The following is an 18,562-nucleotide window of genomic DNA, read 5'->3' as shown; positions in this document are numbered from 1 at the left end:
GAATCGCTGCGCGGCCCGGCATGAGTGAGTTCTGGATCACTTACGGCGAGGCCGCCAGGACGGCGGCGGGCTTCTTCTGGAAGTCCGGCTGGGCCTTCGTACTGGGCTACACCATCAGCGCCGCCATCCAGGCCTTCGTACCGAAGAAGCGCCTGACGGCCCATATGGGCGCGGCGGATGCCGGCAGCGTCAGCCTGGCGACCCTCTTCGGCGCCATTTCGAGCTCCTGCTCTTTCGCCGCCCTGTCGGCCGCCCGCGCCCTGGTACAGAAAGGCGCGCATTTCGTCGCGGCCGTAGCCTTCATGTTCGCCTCCACCAACCTCGTCATCGAGCTCGGCATCCTGATCCTGATCTTCCTCGGCTGGCAATTCCTGGCTGCCGAGGTGGTGGGCGGCATCGTGCTGATCGCGATCAGTTCGATGCTGATCCGGCTCACCTACCCGCGCCGCTGGCTGAAAGCCGCCCGGGAAAAGGTGAAGGAGGAAACCGACACCGAAGAAGAGGACTTCGACTGGAAGCAGCGCATCGCGAGCTTCCAGGGCTGGTGCCGCGTGGGCAACAACTTCGCCAACGAGTGGGGCATGGTGTGGCAGGAGATCCTGGTCGGCTTCACGCTGGCCGGCTTCATCGCCGTCTACGTACCGGACAGCTTCTGGCAGGCCCTGTTCCTCGCCGAGGCGGCCGCCGCCAATCCGGACAACTTCTGGATCGTGCTGCAGAACGCGGCAGTGGCGCCGTTCGTGGCCGCGGCGACCTTCATCGGCTCCATGGGCAACATCCCGCTCGCCACCGTGTTGAACTCGGGCGGCGTGCTGTTCGCCGGCATCATGGGCTTCATCTACTCCGACCTGATGGTACCGCCGCTGGTGAAGGTGAACGCCAAGTACTACGGCTGGCGCGTGGCCCTGTACATCGCGGGCATCATGTACGTGAGCATTATTGTGACGGCAGTCATCCTGCACTACGGCTTCCTCTGGCTCGGCATGATGCCGGAGAGCAGCCGCCAGGCCGGCGACGTGGCTCAGTTCAAGCTGGACTACACTTTCTACATGAACCTGATCGCCGTCGCCCTCACCGCGGTGATGCTGTGGCTGCGGCGCCGGCACCGTCGCATGGCCGGCGGCGACGGCGGGCACGACCACGATCATGACCATGGCGGCAGCGGCATCGGCATGCAGGACGTCGTCACCGGTCTTTTCATCCTGTTACTGCTGGGCGGCGGCGCCGCCCTTCTCTTCAGCGGAGTTCTCGCATGAGCGACAAGTGCGACCACCATAGCGATCATCAGGCGAAAACGGACTGCCATGAGCCGTCTGCGGCCCGGGCGCCGCAGGCCGACGGCGACAACCCCTACGACACCGTGCCTCCCGGCTACGAGGGCACCGTCTACATCTGCCCGATGTGCGCGCCGGTACGCCAGACGGAGCCCGGCGCCTGCCCCATGTGCGGCATGGCGCTGGAACCCGAGGGCGTGGTGACCGGAGAGGAGGACCAGAGCGAGCTCCGGGACATGACCCGCCGCTTCTGGATCAGCGCCGCCTTCACACTGCCGCTGTTCCTCTACGCCATGGGCGAGATGCTGCCCGGACAGCCCCTCCACGGCCTGGTGCCGGCCGGCCTCTCCCAGTGGCTGCAGCTGGCGCTCGCCACGCCGGTGGTGCTGTGGGGCGGCTGGCCCTTCCTGGTGCGCGGCGTGCAGTCGGTCCGCACCATGAACCTGAACATGTTCACGCTGATCGGACTCGGCGTCAGCGTCGCTTACGGCTTCAGCGTGGTCGCCACCGTCGCGCCCGGCCTGTTCCCCGCCTCGTTCCGGGATGCGAGCGGGCGGGTGGGCGTGTACTACGAAGCCGCCGCCGTCATCACCACGCTGGTGCTGCTGGGCCAGGTGCTCGAGCTGCGTGCCCGCCGGGCCACCTCCGGGGCCATCCGGTCGCTGCTGGAGCTGGCGCCGGCGGACGCACGGCGCATCCGCGAGGACGGCACGGAGGAGGACGTCCCGCTGGACGAGCTGGCCGTCGACGACCGGTTGCGCGTGCGCCCGGGCGAAAAGGTGCCGGTGGACGGCATTATCGAAGAGGGACGCAGCACCCTCGACGAGTCCATGATCACCGGCGAACCGCTGCCGGTGGAGAAGAGCGGCGACGACCCGGTCACCGGCGGTACCGTGAATCAGACCGGCGGCTTCATCATGCGGGTCACGCGGGTGGGCGAGGATACCCTGCTCTCCCGCATCGTCCACATGGTGGCCGAGGCCCAGCGCAGCCGTGCGCCCATCCAGCGCCTGGCCGACGTGGTGGCCGGCTGGTTCGTGCCGACCGTCGTCGGCGTGGCCATCCTCGCGTTCATCGCCTGGTCGATCCGGGGGCCCGAGCCCGCCATGGCCTATGCGCTGGTAAACGCGGTCGCCGTACTCATCATCGCCTGCCCCTGCGCGCTGGGACTGGCCACGCCCATGGCCATCATGGTGGGCACGGGCAAGGGCGCGCAGAGCGGCATCCTGGTGAAGAACGCCGAGGCCCTGGAGACGCTGGAGAAAATCGACACGCTGGTGGTGGACAAGACCGGCACGCTGACCGAGGGCCGCCCCCGCCTCACCGCCGTGGAGACCGGCGGAGGCCTGGCCGAGGAGGAACTCCTCCGCCTGGCGGCATCCCTCGAGCGGGCCAGCGAGCATCCGCTGGCGGCCGCAATTGTCGAGGGCGCACGCGAGCGCGGCGTCAACCTGGCCGAGGTCAACGAATTCGGCTCGGTGACCGGCAAGGGCGTGTCCGGCACGGTCGACGAACGACACGTCGCCGTGGGCAACCGGGCCATGATGGACGAAGTCGGGGCGGGCGACGACGGGCTCGCCGACCGCGCCGACGCGCTCCGCAGCGAGGGCCGCACGGTGATGTTCGTCGCCGTCGACGGCGCTCCCGCCGGGCTCGTCGCGGTGTCCGACCCGATCAAGGAGACCACGCCGGAGGCGCTCCGCTCCCTGCACGAGGCGGGCATCAGCGTGGTCATGCTCACCGGCGACAGCCGGGCGACGGCCGAGGCGGTGGGCCGGGAACTCGGCATCGACGAGATTCACGCCGAAGTACTGCCCGAGGACAAGAATCGCATCGTGACGGAACTGCAGGAGCGCGGCGCGATGGTGGCGATGGCCGGCGACGGCATCAACGACGCGCCCGCGCTGGCGAAGGCCCACGTCGGCATCGCCATGGGCACCGGCACCGACGTCGCCATGGAGAGCGCCGGCGTGACGCTGGTGAAGGGCGACCTGCGCGGCATTGCGAAGGCCCTGACGCTCTCCCGCGCCACCATGCGCAACATCCGCCAGAACCTGTTCTTCGCCTTCGTCTACAACAGCCTCGGCGTACCGGTGGCCGCCGGCGTGCTCTATCCCTGGTTCGGCCTGCTGCTGAGCCCGATGATCGCCGCGGCGGCCATGAGCCTGAGCTCCGTCTCGGTAATAGGCAACTCCCTCCGCCTCCGCCGCCTGAACCTGTAGGAGGGCCTTCAGGCCCGATCCCCTTCTTTCCTGGCCGCCCTGCGGGGGTATCCATCTTGCTCCCGACAAAAGGTCGCGGCGATGGATACCCCCGCAGGACGGCCGTGCTCGCGGTAGCGTGAAGAAAGCGCCAGTCAGCGGCGCGTGCTGACTGGTGCCAATCCTCTCGGCTAAGGGCCCGTCATCGGGTGGAAAAGGGTTGCGGGGTCGTCCGGGCCGACTGGAGCCATGACGGCGGGAAGGAGGCCCGGCCGAAGCGAGCGAGGACAGGACGTCCGAGTGAGCGTCCCTGCGACCCTTGTCCACCCGATGATGGGCCAACGCCAGTAGAACGGGGCGCCATTCAGGAAGGGCGGATCGGGCCTGAAGGCCCTCCTACACATTCCGTGCGAGAATCGGGGGCAGGAACCGTCACAGAGGAGGAGTCGAGCATGGACGAACCCCAGTCGCTCCGCGAGGAGGAAGCCCGGGAACTCCGCGAGAGTTTCGATTACAACGACCGGGACGGCGACGGCCGCATCAAGTTCGACGAGTTCGTGAAGATGCTGGAGGAGCTCGAGGCCGGCGCCAGCGAGGAGGAGGCCCGCATCGGCTTCCGCGAGATCGACAGCCACCGGGACGGATCCATCGCGTTCGACGAGTTCGTCGACTGGTGGCTACAACGCTAGCGGCGCGCCGGCACACCCGGGAGGATGTTATGAATGGCTATCGCTTACTGATCGCGCTGATGCTGCTCGGCACGGGATTCGCCGCGGGGGTGACCACCTCGGTCGCCGTCGCCGAGCGCGACGATCCGCTCATCTACGTCGTGGACTTCATGAAGGTCGAGCCGGCGGACAAGGCCGCCTACGAGCGCCTGGAGCGCGAGACCTGGAAGGTCGTGCACGCCGAGCGCATCGAGCGCGGGCTGATGCGCGGCTGGGGACTGTACGAGGTGCGCTATCCGCTCGGCACGGCCAAAGCGTACGACTACGCAACCGTCAACGTCTACGATTCCTTCGAGGACGCCGAGCGCGACCCCGCCCTGCTCTTCCCCGACGTGCATCCGGAGCGCTCCGTCGAGGACGTGATCGCCGAGACCCGTGCGGCCCGCGAACTCGTGCGTGGAGAGATCTGGTATCGGCTGGATCACCTGGGCCAGGCGGATCTCGCTCCGGTCGGTCACGGGAACAGGTAGCGCGACTCCCAGCCCTCGTCGCTCGGCCGGTATTCCAGCCGGTCGTGCAGACGGAAGGCGTACTGGCGCCAGAACTCCATCCGCTGTGGATGCAGCCGGAACCCCGACCAGTGCGGCGGCCGCGGCACCTCGCCTACGTTGAACTTCGCGGTGTAGCGGGCCACCTCCGCCTCCAGCTCGAAGCGCCCCGAGAGCGGCCGTGACTGCCGTGACGCCCAGGCACCGAGCTGACTCGTGCGCGGCCGAGTGGCGAAATAGGCATCGGCCTCCTCCGCGCTCACCGGCTCCACCGGACCCTCGATGCGCACCTGCCTCTCGAGGCTCTTCCAGTGGAAGCACATCGAGACCACCGGGTTCCCGGCAATCTCGCCGCCCTTGCGGCTCTCCAGATTGGTGAAGAAGACGAAGCCCCGCTCGTCATAGCCTTTCAACAGCATGATGCGCACCGACGGCACACCGTTACGGTCGGCGGTGGCCAGGGCGAATGCCTCCGGGAATGCGGGTTCGGCCTCCTCGGCCTGCGCGAACCAGTCCCGGAAATGCTGATACGGATCCCCGTAGCGCTTCACGAGCCGCGCTTCACGAGCAATGCTTCACGTTCGGCGCGAGTCGGCGACCTCGCCGCCGTCGCCACCCGTTCGGCCCTTGCCGGCGCCGCCAGCTGCGCCAGCCTCGCCGGGCCGTCCGGTCTCGCCGGATTCACGCTTCTCGCCGGACTCCCGCTTCTCGCCGGCCTTGCGGCCATCGCCGCTCCCGGCGTAGCCGATGCGCTGCAGCGTCACCTTCTCGTCGTCGCGGTGGGCCAGACGCTCGCGCAGTATCTCCTCCTCCACGAGGTGACCGGCACCCTCGCGCAGATGGTCGAACACTTCCTTGTAACTGTCCGTCAGCTGATTTACCAGTTCGGCCGTCTTGACGAAATGGTCTGCCACCTCCTCGCGATAGGCCTCGTCCCGGCGCCGAGCCGATGTGGCGCCACCGGCGCCGCCGTAGCGGAACCAGACGAACAGACCGCCGGCGCCCAGCGCGAGGCCGATGGCGGCGCCGATCAACAACGATACGAGTGAAAACTCCTCCATGGATTCCTCCTGCAAAGCCTGCGCCGACCATACCACGACGGCGCACCGTGCCCCATCGTGGCATGCAACGGTGCGATAGCGAACGCATTTGCACGTTCTTGCAATATTTCTTGCAATTGCAATCTACGCTGAATACGTCTACCATGAAATCCGTGAAGACACCGCATGCACAGGCCTCTCCCGATCCGGCCGCCGTCCTCGGCAAGGCCACGCTGCGCGCTGCCGCCCGCATGGGGCTGTCGCGGGACGAACTCTCCGCCGTCATCGGCCGGGACCGCTCCAGCATCTCCCGCTCCGGCATCGGTCCGGACACCAAATCCGGCGAGCTGGCGCTGCTGCTGCTGCGCTGCTACCGCTCGCTCGCCGTGCTGGTGGACGACAACGAGGATCAGGTCCGGGAGTGGCTGGGTACGCCCAACACGCACACGGGCGGCGTGCCGCGCGAGCAATTGCGCGACGTCGCCGGACTGGTCAGGGTCACGGGCTACCTGGATGCCATCCGCGGCAAGCTATGACGAGTCGTTCTGGCGCCGGGTCGTCGCCCGCGCGCCCGAGACGGCACTCATGGGTACGCTGCTGCGCGTCGTCGAGAACCAGGAGCAGAAGGTCACCGTCCCGCTGGTGGATGACTTCGACGAGCACGAGATACTCGAGGGGCTGCTGGAGCATTCCAAGCCCTCGCCCGCCGACGGCACCGCGCGCTTCGACTATCTGCTGCGTGCCCCCTGGCGCTACCCGCCCCTGCCCTGGGGGTCGCGCTTCGGGCGTCGCTACGAGCCCGGCATCTTCTACGGCTCACTGAGCGAGACCGCGCTGCTCGCGGAAGTCGCCTACTACCGACTGGTCTTCCTGGAGGGCATGCAGACCCCGTTCGCCGATCGGGTGATCAGCCAGCACACCCGCTTCGAGGCCCGCTACCAGACCGACCACGGCCATCGTCTCGAGGCCCCGCCGTTCGCGCGCCACGAGGCGGTGCTGCGCCACCCGGCCGAATACGGTCCCTGCCAGGCGCTGGGGACGGTGCTGCGCGGCGCGCATACCGCGGCGTTCACCTATCTGTCGGCCCGCGCCTCGGGGCGCGAGTGCAACATTGCACTCCTGCGGCCGGATGCCCTGCGCTCGCGCCGCCACCGCAATCCGGTCAGCGGGCTATGCGAGACACGGCCGGAGGGGGTCCAGTTCCGCTTCGGCCAGCGGCGCACCTGGTTCCCCCGGGAGCAGTTCCTGGTGGAGGGGCGCCTGCCGCAACCCGCCTGAGCAACCGGCCTTAGCAACCTCCCCTAGTAACTTCCCCCCTTAGCAACCTTTCCGGGCAACGAGGTCAGCCGGCGGCGATGCGCTCCAGCCGGCCCTGCAGCAGCACCGTCCACAGGGACGCGGCGAAGCAATAGACACCCATCACGCCGAGCTGCAGCTCCAGCCCGACGCCGCCGTCCATCAGGATGCCCACCAGCCCGGGCGAGAGGGCCGTCGCGAAGACGGCCAGCGCCGTGGTGACGGCCCGGATGGCGCCCAGGTGGCGGGCGCCGTAGAGCTCCGGCCAGACGGCACCATGGGCGGTGGACGCGAACCCGAGGCTCGCTCCCAGCAGGATCATCGCGGCGGGCAGGACGAGCCGGCTCTCGGCGAACACCAGCAGCAGGATGCCGGCGCCCATGGGCAGCAGGTAGACCGTGAGCAGCCGCCGCGCGCCCAACCGGTCAGCGAGTCGTCCCGCCGCCAGCGCGCCCACTACATGAGCCCCCGCCAGCACGGGAAAATTGGCGGCGAACCAGGCGAGGTCCCAGCCTTTCAGTTCCACCAGCGTCACCTGGTTGATGAACAGCGCCGTGATGATGAACGGCGTCGCGAGCAACACCGGCATCAGCGCGTAGAAGACCGGATCGCGCAGCACCTCGCCGCGGGTCCAGTGCCGGCGCGTGCCCTCCTCCTCCGGCGCGGTTGCGGCCGCCGGCCCGCGGGTGGGATGGCGCTCGTGGCGCAGCAGCACGCCGAAGACCGGCAGCGCCACGGCCACCAGCAGGACGGCGCCCGCAATCCATGCCTGGCGCCAGCCGAACAGCCCGATGGCGGCGACGGCCAGCAGCGGCAGCACACCCTCGCTGGCCGGCAGGCCGAGGGCGGCGATGGACACCGCCCTGCCACGCTTGCGATTGAACCAGCGGCCCATGGCGGTCATCGCCACGTGGGTGAGCATGCCCTGGCCGAAGAAGCGCAGCCCGAAGAACGCGAGCGCCAGTGTCCAGGCGGACGAGACGGCCGACATGCCGACGCAGGTCGTCGCCAGGCCGGCGATCACGCCGGCGCCGAGCAGGCGTATGGAGACCGTATCCGCCAGCTTGCCCGCCCAGGTGAGGAGCGCGGCGCTGGCCAGCGTGCCGATCGTATATAGCGTGCCGAACTCGCCCTCGGTCAGGACGAGGTCCGTCTTCAGGTGGCCCGCGAACAGCGCCACGTAGTAGGTCTGGCCGAAGCCGGAGAAGAAGGTCAGCAGGAAGCCGCCGGACAGCCAGGGCAGGTCGGGTCGGAGGTCTTCGGCAATCAGGCGCACGGGCAGAGTATGCCGCATACCGGACGGCGTCACCTGACGCAAAAAAAACGGCGGCCCGAAGGCCGCCGTTCATTCCCCTCGAGGGGATGGTCGGTTAGTCGTCTTATTCGAAGCTCACCTTGAGACCCAGCGTATAGGTCCGGCCCATCGTGTCGTACAGGCTCGGGAACGTATTACCCGAGTTGAACGACGTCGAGCCGGTGTTGTTACCCAGGATCGGCGGATCCTCGTCGGTGATGTTCGTGACCAGAGCCGAAACGCGGATGTTGTCCCGGAACGTGTAACCGAAGGTCACGTCGAAGTAGTTCTGGGAATCCACGCTGCGGAAATCCTGGAACAGCGTCGGAGCCTCGTTCGGCTGCGCGTCCATGCTGCCGATATGACGCCACAGCAGGGAGCCGTCGAAGGCGTCCAGCGCCCAGCTGGTCCGGAAGACCGAACGGAACTCGGGCACCGGATCACAGGACGTGCCATAGCGGCCCTTGCAATCGACAACCGGTGAGGCGGCCGTGGTCTGGAACTCATTCGTCAGATAACGATGAGCGGTCCAGCTGAAGCCGAGGGTGCCGTAGCGACCGATATCATACCCGTTCGAGGTGATATTGAGGTCGATACCCTCTGCGGCAAACTCCACGAAGTTCGTGAAGAACGTCGGCGTACCGGTCCCACTCTCGCCGAGTGCCCCGCCGATCCGCACGATGCCGCTGCAGGTGGCCGGATCGCCCAGCACGTAGCAGAGATCGAGCGACTCCTGACCGGTGGGCTGATCAATGTAGTCATTGATCTGGATGTCATACCAGTCCAGAGAGATCGTGGTGGCCGCGTTCAGGAAATCGAACTCCGGCTGCCAGACCAGACCGACCGTGGTCGTACGAGCTTCCTCCGGTTCCGGAAGGTTGTTCGGATCCGTACCGGCAAACACGTTGACCTGACCCGAAATGATATCCGGAACGGTGCCCACCTGGCTCGGCAGCATGCCCGTGCTCACACAGCGCTGGAACAACTCCGTTCCGGGCTGGGGAGGATTCGGGTTGCCGATCGAGCAGGGATCCAGCGTCGCGTTATCCAGCGCGGTCGTGACCGGGCTGAACAGCTCGCCGATATTCGGCACGCGCACGGCTTGCTGCTCCATCACACGGAACCGCAGGCCCGGCGTCACTTCCCAGCTCATGCCGGCCTTCCAGGACTCGGTGGATCCCTGGATGTCGTAGTCGGAATAGCGGAAACCGAGTTCCAGGCTGAGGCTCTCGACGAAGTCCCTACCCTGCACCAACGGCAGGATGGTCTCTACGAAGAACTCGTCCGAGTTGTACTCACCCGCGATCGGCAGTCGATTACCGCCGGCACCACCCTGACAGCTGGCAGGCGCCAGTTTCAGGCACTCGTCGGGAGACGAGAATGCCGAGTAGCTCATGAAGTCGACACCGAATGCCAGAGCGACACCCTCGTCAGCCCAGGGCAGACGCATCTGATCGATCACGCCGTCGATCTGGGCCGAGACGATCTCGAGTTCGGACTTGCGGATATCGCTCGCGATGGCGATAAAGTACCCGGACTCTCTCTGCGCGTCGGTGATCGAGCCGACCGGCCCGAACACGTTGATCGGCGTACAGGGAGCAGCCGTCACAACGCCGGTGGCGCTGATGCACTGATCAGGATCCACGGTGTTGATACCGGCCGCGAGGTTGGTCAGATTCGTGAAACCATCCCGGGTCTCGACGAAATCAGACACACCGCGCTGGTAGGACACGTCGAAGTTCCAGTTGTCGTAGTCGCCGGGCAGATTGCCACGCGCTCCGATCGCATACTGGAAGAAGTCGGTGTCGAAAATACCCGTACGCGGTCCCAGTTCCAGCGTGCGCCGCCGGGCCGTGGACGTGAACGCGTCCTCCTCGTCGAAGACACCGTCGCCGTTGATGTCCTGGATGCCCACCTGGCTGAACCCGAGCGGGTCATTGGCCAGTGCGTCCTGCAACGCGGCGAGTTCGTCCAGGTCGTCCTGCGACGGGTTCGGGAGACCCTGGATCTCGTTGATCCGAGTCGTCGTATCGGTGACGAAGGTCGAGGCGCCGGCATTCAGATCACCGATGATCGTCTGACGAGCCGCATCGTTGAGGAACGGATTCATCACCGGGATCGTGAACGCCTGTCCGAACGTACCGGAAGGTGCGATCTGGAAGGCGGATTCGTTGCTCGAGAAAATCGCCTGTGCGTACAGTTCAACGTCGTCCGAGACTTCATAACTCGCGATCGTGGTCGCATTCACACGATCCTGCGGCGTCTGATAGTAGTTGAACGGGTTGAAGTTGAAGCGCGCGCACTCGCCCTGGATCAGGCTGCCGTCGTCGCGGAACTGGTAGGAGTTACCGCTCCGGAGGTTCAGGGTGCCCGGGATAGCCGTGGTCGAACCCACGCCGGAAGAGTGTGCCGTCGTGAAAGACGTATTGCCCGAACAGGCAGGATCCGGCTCCGGCGGAGGTGAGCCGAGACCCGAGCCGGTCGTCGAGGACACACCGAACAGGCCGTACTCCCGCTCACCGAGCAGCACCGCACCACGCTTCGTGCGTCCGCCGCCGATGGTGATGTTGCCCCGGTCGTCGTCGAAGTTGATACCGAAGAGGGCATTGACCCAGGTGGTGTGCTCGCCGCCGCCGTTGACTTCGGCACTGGAATTCATGTCCGAGTAGCCGACGTCGATCTCGACGCCCTGAAAGTCGTCGCGGAGCACGAAGTTGACCGCACCGGACATGGCGTCAGAGCCGTACACCGCCGAGGCGCCGCCCGTGACGATGTCGACCCGCTCCAGCATGTTCACGGGGATCACGTCGGTGGTCACGATGCCGTTGATGTCATAAGGCGTCAGACGCTTGCCGTTGATCAGGATCAACATCCGCTCGGGCCCCAGCCCGCGCAGATCGAGAGTTGCCTGACCGGCGGTGCCGTTATTCACGTTCTCGCCGTCGCCCGGAATGGTGATCGGCAAGTCACGCAGCACACGCTCGATGTTCGGCGTCTGCTTCAGGGCAATCTCTTCAGCCCCGATAGTAGTGACCGGGCTGGCTGCGATGACGTTCGTGTCCTGGATACGCGTACCCGTGACAACCACTTCCTCGATCAGCTCGCCCGCTTCGATGCCGTCGTCTTCCTGCGCAGTCGCCGGAATGGCTAGCCCGGTGACGGCGCCCGCCACCAGGAACGTTTTAATTATCTTCTTTAAGTCACGATTGCTAGTCATAACCCCCGTGCTCCTCATAGTTGTAAACCCAACGGTTCGACGTTATACGCCAATCGATGTAGTGCTGCAACAACAATCCACCGAGGATTTTATTGGACTTCCCGGTGAGCGTTGTAGTTTTGCAACAGACAGGGCCGGCCGGTGGCCATAGCGAACCGCGGTGCGACCCGCGCGGGCGATCGTGTCGGTCGCCACGAGTCCCGGGATTTCGGCCCCAGATATGGCATTCAGTATTTGTAGCGGAAGTCGAGAATCAGCCGGTCGTAGTCCAGTTCCTCGGCGCCGGGATCGCCGCGGTCCACCGCATCCTCGTTGATGACGTCGCGGAAATAGCTCAGCCGGAATACCCAGTTGGGCGCGAGAGCGTAGTCCGCTGACAGAAAGTGCCCACGGGCGTCCGTGCCGCCGCCGCCGAAGTTGGAGTCGGTGAGCAGCCCGAGGACGGCATCCGCCTCCAGTTCCTGCCAGGTATAGCGCACACGCCAGGTGCCGGGCGCACCGGCCTTGCCGAGCGCGCCACCCACAGCCCAGCCCGTGTCGTAGTCGCCGGCATCCAGGTTTCTCACGTAGTCCGCGAACAGGGCCACCGGCCAGCCGCCGACCTGCGTGGCGTACTCGGCGGCGAACTCCACCAGGCTGAAATCGTAGCGATAGGTCCCGTCCGGGTTGACGCTGTTGCCGAAGGCGTCGGCAGGGTCGAAGAGCGTCTCGCGGCCGGCGAGGTTCATGCGATAGTGGCTGGCGCTCAGGGTCAGCGTATCGTCGCCCCGCAGGCTTGCGGCGTAGCCGCCCTGCAAGCCAATGGCCAGCTCGTCGCCGTCCCGGCTGTCGCTCTCCAGCCAGGTGGCCAGCGCGGTGGCGAAGAAATCGCCGGTGGCATAGTCGAGCGCGAGGCCTTCCGGGCGCCAGTCGTCGTCCCAGACGAGGCCGTTGCCGCCGGGACGGCGCAGCGGATTTCTGAACTTGCCGCCGACGAGCCGCGTACCCGGCAGACCGGTCCACTCGAACCAGGCCTGGTCAAGGCCGATATCCTTCCGCGAGCCGCCGTCGCCGAGGGTCTGGTTGCCGGAGACGGGGTTGTCGCCGCCGGTGGCCAACCCGACACCCACGCGCACCGTGTCGTTCACCCGTGCCGTGAGCGTGGGCCGCACCCGGATGCGATGGCGTTCCCGGCTGTCGCTGCCCTCCTGGTCGATGGTCTCCCAGCGGTAGCGGAAGTCGCCGCTGAACGCGACCCGGTCCGTCCAGTGCTCCTCGCGGGGTGCGGCAACCGGCGCCGGCTCGGGGGCAGGTGCGGGGGCCGCCGCCACGTCGCGGCCCGTGCCGCCCTCCTCGATCCCGGCGCGCTCTTCCAGTTCCGCCAGCCGCTCGCTGAGGGCGGCGATCTGCGCCCGCAGCTCGCGGATTTCCTCCTGGCTCACGGCGGCCGCGCCCGAAAACGCGGGCGCAAGCACCACGCCGAGCACGATGCACGCTCTCAGCAAAGCTCGCATATCTGATCTCCCCATTGGATTGTCTGCAGTTGGGTTGTCTGGAGTTAGTGTCCCGGAGCCGGACGACCCGCTGCCGGCGCGGCGCCATTTGTCACGAAAAGGTTTCGTTATTATTGCAGTTTTGTGACACCCGGTGGGGTGCGATATCCGGGCACCCGGGTCCGCGCCGGGAAGGTTCTGCTACGATCCGGCGGTCGCGGCGCGCCCCGTCGCCGCAGGAGGCACAACGCATGCGCATCACCACTCTCCCGGTCTCGGTACTCAGTGCTTTCACGTTGGTCGTGCTCCTCGCTGCGCCGACCGCCCGCGGCGGCGAGGCCCTGGACCTGTACGTCGAAATGACCACCGGCAGTTTCAGCTCCGCCGCCCAGGCCGCCGCCGACGATCGCTACGGCACGGCCGTCTGGCACATCGCAGAAGTCTGGGAAGGCCGGAACGACGGCCGCTGGCTGTACGCCGAGAACTGGTTCGGCGAGGCCGAGCAGCCCTACCGGCAGCGCATCACGCGCCTGACGGTGGCGGAGGACGGCAGCCTCCTCGCGCGCGGCTACCGCCTGCCGGAGACCGAACCCTACGTCGGCGCCTGGGAAGACCCGTCGTTGCTCGAGGGTCTGTCGCCGGACGACCTGGAAGCCGTGGCGGGCTGCGACGTCACCCTCGTTCGCGCCGGCGAGCGCCGCTTCGAGGGCGACACCCACGGCCGCGAGTGCGAGAACAGCTACAAGGGCGCCGCCTACGTCGTCTCCCGCTCGGTGCTCACCGACGAGGTCATGATCAACTGGGACCGGGGCATCGCGGCCGACGGCCGGGTGGTGTGGGGACCGGAGGCCGGCGGCTACCGTTTCCGCCCGGTCGGTGCGGACGGCAGCACGGAGGCCTGCAACAAGCCGGTGCGCATGGTGGTCTTCGGCGAGATCCACGACCGCGAGGCCTTCGCCGCCTATCCGCGCGCCATCTTCGCCTCCGGCCTGTACGAGCAGGTGCAGGGCTACTACGAGGCGATCACGCCGGCGCTGGAGGTTTTCGAGGGCGAGCCGCCGCCGGGACGCGGCGTCGTCATCTCCCGCTTCCCCTGCCTGGCGGCCGCCCGGGAGTTCTGGTACTCGGACACCTACCAGAACGAGATCCTGCCGCTGCGCGAGGGCGCCGCGGATTTCGAGGTGCTGGTGCTGCCCGGCCTGCCGGTGCCGGACTATATCGAGCCAAGCTATATCGAATAGGTCCCGTCGGCAGCCCGCGGTTGGCGCTGCCCGTGGGCGGCGCCACCCTGCAACGCGGTCAGCGCAGCTCGCCGAGGAGCTGGTTCAGCTCGATGACGAAACCGTCCGGATCGGTGAGGATGCTCACCAGCACGGGGATGGTGCCCTTGCCGTCGTAGGAGGGGTAGCTGATCTCCCGCGGCTCGCTCAGCACCCGCACGCCGATGACCTTGCGCGCCGCCTCGAATTTCGCCGTCAGGTCGCTGGTATTGAACAGGAGCACCATGCTGCCCGGTGTGAACGGCTCCAGGCCCTGATTGGCCGGCGGCTTGGCGGGCTTCACGTACTGCAGCAGCCCGACGATGCCCACGTAGTCGTCGTTCGCCCGCAGGAAGACCAGGCGGCGGGCGATGTCGGCCTCCTCGTCGGTGGCGGCGTCCCGGGGCGTGCGGATGGCGCGGTCGTAGATCACCTCCATGCCCAGCGCGTCGCGGTAGAAGGCGAGCGAGGCGTCGATGTCGCGGACCACCAGGGTGGTGCGGCGCAGGTCGATGTCCACCTGCTCGGACTCGGGCACCGGGGCGGCGAGCGCGGCGGCGGACAGGAGCAGACCGGCGAGGAATGCCATTGCGAGAGTTGCGGGCAGGCCCGGAGGCGAGGCGGACTTGTGGATCCGCGGGGCGGCGATCCCGCGGGCGGCACGGGTATGCGGATGGCGGCGGCTCATGACGGTCACTCCTGGCTTGGTCGGCCCACAGTTTAGCGCGGAGCGGCCGGGTGCGGAGCCTGTGACGGGCGGCGGGGATGCGCTAGGCTTGCCCGGTTTCGACGCGTTGCCGTGCACGCGCAGGGGGTAAGCGACCGATGGCGGGAAATCCGAGGGAGAGACTGGGCGCGGCGATGCGCTTCGCCATCGGCGCGCAACCGGGGGAGCTCTCCGCCTGCCTGGCCGCGTTCGTCTATATCTTCTGCCTGTTCACCGGCTACAGCGTGCTGCGGCCAGTGCGCGACACCATGGGCGTCGCGGGCGGCGTCGAGAACCTGCCCTGGATGTTCCTGGCGACGTTCCTCGCCACGCTCGTCGCCGTGCCGTTCTACGGCTGGCTGTGCTCGCGCTATCGCCGCGGGGTGTTCCTGCCCTGGGTGTATCTGTTCTTCATCATTAATCTGGCGCTGTTCTACGCGGCCTTCAGCGCGGATCCCGACGACCCGGTCGTCGCTCGCGTCTTCTTCGTCTGGCTGAGTGTGTACAACCTGTTCGTGGTCTCCGTGTTCTGGAGCTTCATGGCCGACATCTTCTCCGGCGACCAGGCCAAGCGGCTGTTCGGCTTCGTCATCGCCGGCGCGAGTTCGGGTTTCATCGTCGGGCCGGCGTTCACGGTAAGCCTGGTCGAGACGCTGGGCACCGGGAATCTCATACTGGTCACCGCCGGGCTGCTCGCGGTCACGCTGATCCCCATCCGCTATCTGTTGCACTGGTCGCGGACCTCGGCGGCCAGCAGCGACGTGAAGGTGGACGGCAGCCCGGCGCGGCGGGAGGAAGCCCTGGGCGGCAATCCGTTCGCGGGCTTCACGCTGCTGTTCCGCTCGCCGTATCTACTGACGCTGGCCGCATTCATCTTCCTCTATACCGCGGTGGGGACCTTCATCTACCTGCAGCAGGCGGAACTCGTCCGCGACGCGTTCGCCTCGTCGGAGGAGCGCACGCAGATCTTCGCCTTCATCGACCTCGCGGTGAATGTCATCTCGCTGGGCACGCAGGTCTTTCTGACCGGGCGCATCGTCAAGCGCGTGGGGATGGTGGTGACACTCGCGGTAATGCCGGTGTTCATGATCGGCGGCTTCATAGCACTCGCAGCAGTGCCGACGCTGACCGTGCTGGTGATCGTCCAGGTGCTCCGGCGCTCAGGCAACTACGCCATCACCCGCCCCGCGAGGGAGATGCTCTACACGGCCGTGGACCGGGAGAGCCGCTACAAGGTGAAGAACGTCATCGACACCGTCATCTACCGCGGCGGCGACGCAGCGAACGCGGGTCTCTACAACGGGATGAAATCTGCCGGCATGGGCCTGGCCGGCATCGCCAGCGTCGGTGTAGTGGTGGCAGCCATCTGGGCCGTCTGCGCCATAGCCCTGGGCCGCCTCTACAACAAGGTGCCGGACCGAACTATTGAAACTTCTGATAGTTAATCAACAAATTTGCGTTTCGAGTGTCCGGCACCCGAATCCGAACTTTTGCAACTTTTGATCGTTATTTGCAGTTCCAGTGACCGGCACCTGATCACCTGATCAGCCTGATCAGCTGGCCTGGACTTGCTCCAGGAGCTGGGAGTCGGAGAGCCGGTCGTTTTCGCGGCTGCGTTGCTTGGCGCGATACATGGCGTGGTCGGCGGCGCGCAGCAGCTCGTTCAGGTGGCGGCCGTGCTCCGGGTAGAGCGCCATCCCCACGCTCGCGGGCGAACCGACGGCGACGTCCCGAATACGGTAGCGCTCGGCCAGCGCCAGCGTGAGCCGCCGCGCGAGCTGTTCGGCCTCCGGCTTCGAGATGCCGGGCGCCAGTGCCACGAACTCGTCCCCGCCCCAGCGGCCGATCACGTCCTGCGGCCGCAGGTTCGCCCGCAGCCGATCGGCGAAGCTCTGCAGCAGCGAATCACCCAGCCGGTGGCCGTGCTCGTCGTTGATGGCCTTGAAGCCGTTGATGTCGAGGAAGATCACGGCGCCGTGGCCCGGCCCCGCCTCGCGGGCGAGCAGCGGCCGAGCGTGCTGCTCGAACCCGCGCCGGTTGTAGAGCCCGGTGAGCGAGTCGGAGAGCGCATAAGTCTCCATCTGGCGCTCGCGCTCCTTGCGCTCGGTGATATCGATGAACGTCACCGCCACGTCGTCGTCCACCGGCTCGGCGATCACCCGCATCCAGCGGCGGCGCGTGCCCTCGCCCACCTCCATCTCGTCGTCGCAGCGCGCCCCCTCGGTGGCCGAGCGCACCACCAGCGCCTGCAGCTGGCCGTCGCCGGGCAGCTCGAAGGTATCGATCTCCTGACCCACGATGCGCCGTGACGGCAGACCCAGGTAACGCTCGGCGGCCCGGTTGGCGAACACGCAGCGGAACACGTCGCGGTCTTCGGTCTGGCGCAGCCGCAGGATGCCGTTGGACGAGTTGTCCACCAGCGTGCGCAACAATCGCTCGCTCTTCGCCAGCCGGTCCTGCGCCTTGTGCCGTTCGGTCACGTCCCGGCACACCACGATCTGGCCGCGCTGGTGACGCTTCGCCGTGCGGATGGCCGAACGGCGCACCTCGTAATGGCGGCCGCAATCCGTCGAGAGATTCTGCATGATGCCGCTCTCGACGCACTCCCGGATGGCCTCCACCACCGGCGTCTCGCCGCGCAGCCGGCGCGCCACCAGCGCCGCCTCACGGGCGCCCAGCAGCTTCTCGGCGGCGCGATTCGCGCCCACCACCCGGTCCTCGTTGTCCAACAGCAGCACCGGGTCCTTCAGCTGCTCGAAAACGCCCCGGTAGGCGACGACGCTCAGCTTCGTCACCTTCATGCCCAGCGTCATCCAGGCGTAGATGGGGATGAACGCCGACAGCGTCAGCGTGGTCACCGGCACGTCCTGGGGCCCGAAGCCCAGCACCGACAGGCCGCTTATCGTCAGCGGCACCATGCCGGAGATCATCATGACCACCGCCGGCAGCCGCTGCGACGGTGGCACCGACGGCAGGTGGAAGCCGAACACCGTGAAGGCCACCAGCACCATGCCGTAGCTGTAGGGACCGTGCACGAACGCGAACCAGGGACCCCAGTCCAGCGACAGCAGGATCCGCCCGTCCGACATCGGCGGCGGGTAGTCCCACATGAGACCGTGCCAGGGGTTGGTCGCCGTCATCAGCAGCGTGAGCGTGGGCACCACACACAACCCGGCCAGCAGATTGGCACGCACCCCCTGCGCCGTGTAGCCCATGAGGAAGGCGACGATGGCCACCGGCGCGAAGCACGCGCCGACGAACACGAGCACCCGGGCGACATAGTGCACGGCGAGCGTGGGAAACGCGGTCTCGAGCCCGGCGCCCAGAATCCAGACGGACAGCAAGCCCAGGAATACCACCAGCGAGACGGAACGGGCGTCCGGTTCCCGGCGGCGATACAGCGCCGCCGCCATGACCCCGTAGCCCACGCCGGCAGAGAGCTGGATTAACAGGAAGAAGGTCGTCTTATCCAATCGGCCCGTCCGTCTGCCGCCCCCACCGGCGGCGATTCGAGCACTGTAGCGGCGGGCGGCGCCGGTTTCTGTTAACCGGTACTCAGTTGCCCCCGGCGCCGGACGGGATTATGT

Annotated in this window: 15 protein-coding genes; 8 read left to right on the top strand and 7 right to left on the bottom strand. The window is 67.1% G+C overall.

Annotation, left to right across the window (positions count from 1 at the left end):
- The first annotated feature begins 20 nt into the window (after positions 1–20).
- The 4 genes from ACJMKX_RS00235 (at position 21) to ACJMKX_RS00220 (ending at position 4,673) form a co-directional block, all read left to right on the top strand.
- Positions 21–1,256 (top strand): permease, encoded by a 1,236-nt coding sequence (locus tag ACJMKX_RS00235; RefSeq protein WP_405219807.1) that lies wholly within the window; start codon positions 21–23, stop codon positions 1,254–1,256.
- Positions 1,253–3,496, top strand: coding sequence for a copper-transporting P-type ATPase (locus tag ACJMKX_RS00230; protein ID WP_405219804.1), 2,244 nt, complete (start codon positions 1,253–1,255; stop codon positions 3,494–3,496). Before ACJMKX_RS00235 ends, ACJMKX_RS00230 begins: the two co-directional genes overlap by 4 nt.
- Positions 3,497–3,927: 431 nt before the next feature.
- Positions 3,928–4,164 (top strand): EF-hand domain-containing protein, encoded by a 237-nt coding sequence (locus tag ACJMKX_RS00225; RefSeq protein WP_405219801.1) that lies wholly within the window; start codon positions 3,928–3,930, stop codon positions 4,162–4,164.
- Between the two features lie 29 nt (positions 4,165–4,193).
- On the top strand, positions 4,194–4,673 hold the full coding sequence (locus ACJMKX_RS00220) for a hypothetical protein (protein ID WP_405219798.1): 480 nt from the start codon (positions 4,194–4,196) through the stop codon (positions 4,671–4,673).
- Here the strand turns inward: ACJMKX_RS00220 and pdxH are convergent.
- Positions 4,658–5,242 carry a pyridoxamine 5'-phosphate oxidase gene (gene pdxH / locus ACJMKX_RS00215; protein WP_405219795.1) on the bottom strand — a complete coding sequence of 195 codons (585 nt, stop codon included), beginning with the start codon at positions 5,240–5,242 and terminating at the stop codon, positions 4,658–4,660. The genes ACJMKX_RS00220 and pdxH overlap by 16 nt on opposite strands.
- A gap of 24 nt (positions 5,243–5,266) precedes the next feature.
- Positions 5,267–5,752 carry a YhcB family protein gene (locus ACJMKX_RS00210; RefSeq protein ID WP_405219792.1) on the bottom strand — a complete coding sequence of 162 codons (486 nt, stop codon included), beginning with the start codon at positions 5,750–5,752 and terminating at the stop codon, positions 5,267–5,269.
- Positions 5,753–5,904: 152 nt separating this feature from the next.
- Here ACJMKX_RS00210 and ACJMKX_RS00205 point away from each other — a divergent pair, with 152 nt between their 5' ends.
- Positions 5,905–6,267 (top strand): MbcA/ParS/Xre antitoxin family protein, encoded by a 363-nt coding sequence (locus ACJMKX_RS00205; protein WP_405219789.1) that lies wholly within the window; start codon positions 5,905–5,907, stop codon positions 6,265–6,267.
- Positions 6,245–7,009, top strand: a complete 765-nt coding sequence (locus ACJMKX_RS00200; protein ID WP_405219786.1) for an RES family NAD+ phosphorylase — start codon at positions 6,245–6,247, stop codon at positions 7,007–7,009. Before ACJMKX_RS00205 ends, ACJMKX_RS00200 begins: the two co-directional genes overlap by 23 nt.
- Before the next feature lie 64 nt (positions 7,010–7,073).
- Here ACJMKX_RS00200 and ACJMKX_RS00195 read toward each other — a convergent pair whose 3' ends face one another.
- The 3 genes from ACJMKX_RS00195 to ACJMKX_RS00185 form a co-directional block, all read right to left on the bottom strand.
- Entirely contained in the window at positions 7,074–8,321 is a 1,248-nt protein-coding gene (locus ACJMKX_RS00195) for an MFS transporter (protein WP_405219783.1), read from the bottom strand.
- Positions 8,322–8,406: 85 nt separating this feature from the next.
- The gene (locus ACJMKX_RS00190) at positions 8,407–11,538 is read right to left on the bottom strand and encodes a TonB-dependent receptor domain-containing protein (protein WP_405219780.1); all 3,132 of its coding nucleotides are present in this window, start codon (positions 11,536–11,538) and stop codon (positions 8,407–8,409) included.
- A gap of 227 nt (positions 11,539–11,765) precedes the next feature.
- A complete protein-coding gene (locus ACJMKX_RS00185; RefSeq protein WP_405219777.1) occupies positions 11,766–13,031 on the bottom strand; it encodes a putative porin in 1,266 nt (421 codons plus the stop codon).
- Between the two features lie 230 nt (positions 13,032–13,261).
- Here ACJMKX_RS00185 and ACJMKX_RS00180 point away from each other — a divergent pair, with 230 nt between their 5' ends.
- Entirely contained in the window at positions 13,262–14,251 is a 990-nt protein-coding gene (locus ACJMKX_RS00180; RefSeq protein WP_405219774.1) for a CpcT/CpeT family chromophore lyase, read from the top strand.
- Between the two features lie 58 nt (positions 14,252–14,309).
- Here ACJMKX_RS00180 and ACJMKX_RS00175 read toward each other — a convergent pair whose 3' ends face one another.
- Positions 14,310–14,957, bottom strand: a complete 648-nt coding sequence (locus tag ACJMKX_RS00175; RefSeq protein WP_405219771.1) for a VOC family protein — start codon at positions 14,955–14,957, stop codon at positions 14,310–14,312.
- 137 nt (positions 14,958–15,094) lie between these two features.
- Here ACJMKX_RS00175 and ACJMKX_RS00170 point away from each other — a divergent pair, with 137 nt between their 5' ends.
- Positions 15,095–16,420, top strand: a complete 1,326-nt coding sequence (locus ACJMKX_RS00170; RefSeq protein WP_405219768.1) for an NTP/NDP exchange transporter — start codon at positions 15,095–15,097, stop codon at positions 16,418–16,420.
- A 108-nt stretch (positions 16,421–16,528) separates the two neighbouring features.
- Here the strand turns inward: ACJMKX_RS00170 and ACJMKX_RS00165 are convergent, their stop codons facing one another.
- Entirely contained in the window at positions 16,529–18,448 is a 1,920-nt protein-coding gene (locus ACJMKX_RS00165) for a diguanylate cyclase domain-containing protein (RefSeq protein WP_405219765.1), read from the bottom strand.
- Between the last annotated feature and the right edge of the window lie 114 nt (positions 18,449–18,562).

Origin of the sequence: Lentisalinibacter sediminis (assembly GCF_040706615.1) — a bacterium.
Classification (GTDB): Bacteria; Pseudomonadota; Gammaproteobacteria; order Steroidobacterales; family Woeseiaceae; genus Lentisalinibacter; species Lentisalinibacter sediminis.
The sequence above is the reverse complement of the archived record's forward strand: the minus strand, read 5'-3'. Positions and strand labels throughout refer to the sequence as shown.

What these genes read in the sequence shown, in the direction of transcription:
- ACJMKX_RS00235 (WP_405219807.1), top strand. Translation starts at nt 21, where the DNA reads ATGAGTGAGTTCTGGATCACTTACGGCGAGGCCGCCAGGACGGCGGCG.
- ACJMKX_RS00230 (WP_405219804.1), top strand. Translation starts at nt 1,253, where the DNA reads ATGAGCGACAAGTGCGACCACCATAGCGATCATCAGGCGAAAACGGAC.
- ACJMKX_RS00225 (WP_405219801.1), top strand. Translation starts at nt 3,928, where the DNA reads ATGGACGAACCCCAGTCGCTCCGCGAGGAGGAAGCCCGGGAACTCCGC.
- ACJMKX_RS00220 (WP_405219798.1), top strand. Translation starts at nt 4,194, where the DNA reads ATGAATGGCTATCGCTTACTGATCGCGCTGATGCTGCTCGGCACGGGA.
- ACJMKX_RS00210 (WP_405219792.1), bottom strand. Translation starts at nt 5,752, where the DNA reads ATGGAGGAGTTTTCACTCGTATCGTTGTTGATCGGCGCCGCCATCGGC.
- ACJMKX_RS00200 (WP_405219786.1), top strand. Translation starts at nt 6,245, where the DNA reads ATGCCATCCGCGGCAAGCTATGACGAGTCGTTCTGGCGCCGGGTCGTC.
- ACJMKX_RS00195 (WP_405219783.1), bottom strand. Translation starts at nt 8,321, where the DNA reads ATGCGGCATACTCTGCCCGTGCGCCTGATTGCCGAAGACCTCCGACCC.
- ACJMKX_RS00190 (WP_405219780.1), bottom strand. Translation starts at nt 11,538, where the DNA reads ATGACTAGCAATCGTGACTTAAAGAAGATAATTAAAACGTTCCTGGTG.
- ACJMKX_RS00185 (WP_405219777.1), bottom strand. Translation starts at nt 13,031, where the DNA reads ATGCGAGCTTTGCTGAGAGCGTGCATCGTGCTCGGCGTGGTGCTTGCG.
- ACJMKX_RS00180 (WP_405219774.1), top strand. Translation starts at nt 13,262, where the DNA reads ATGCGCATCACCACTCTCCCGGTCTCGGTACTCAGTGCTTTCACGTTG.
- ACJMKX_RS00175 (WP_405219771.1), bottom strand. Translation starts at nt 14,957, where the DNA reads ATGAGCCGCCGCCATCCGCATACCCGTGCCGCCCGCGGGATCGCCGCC.
- ACJMKX_RS00170 (WP_405219768.1), top strand. Translation starts at nt 15,095, where the DNA reads ATGGCGGGAAATCCGAGGGAGAGACTGGGCGCGGCGATGCGCTTCGCC.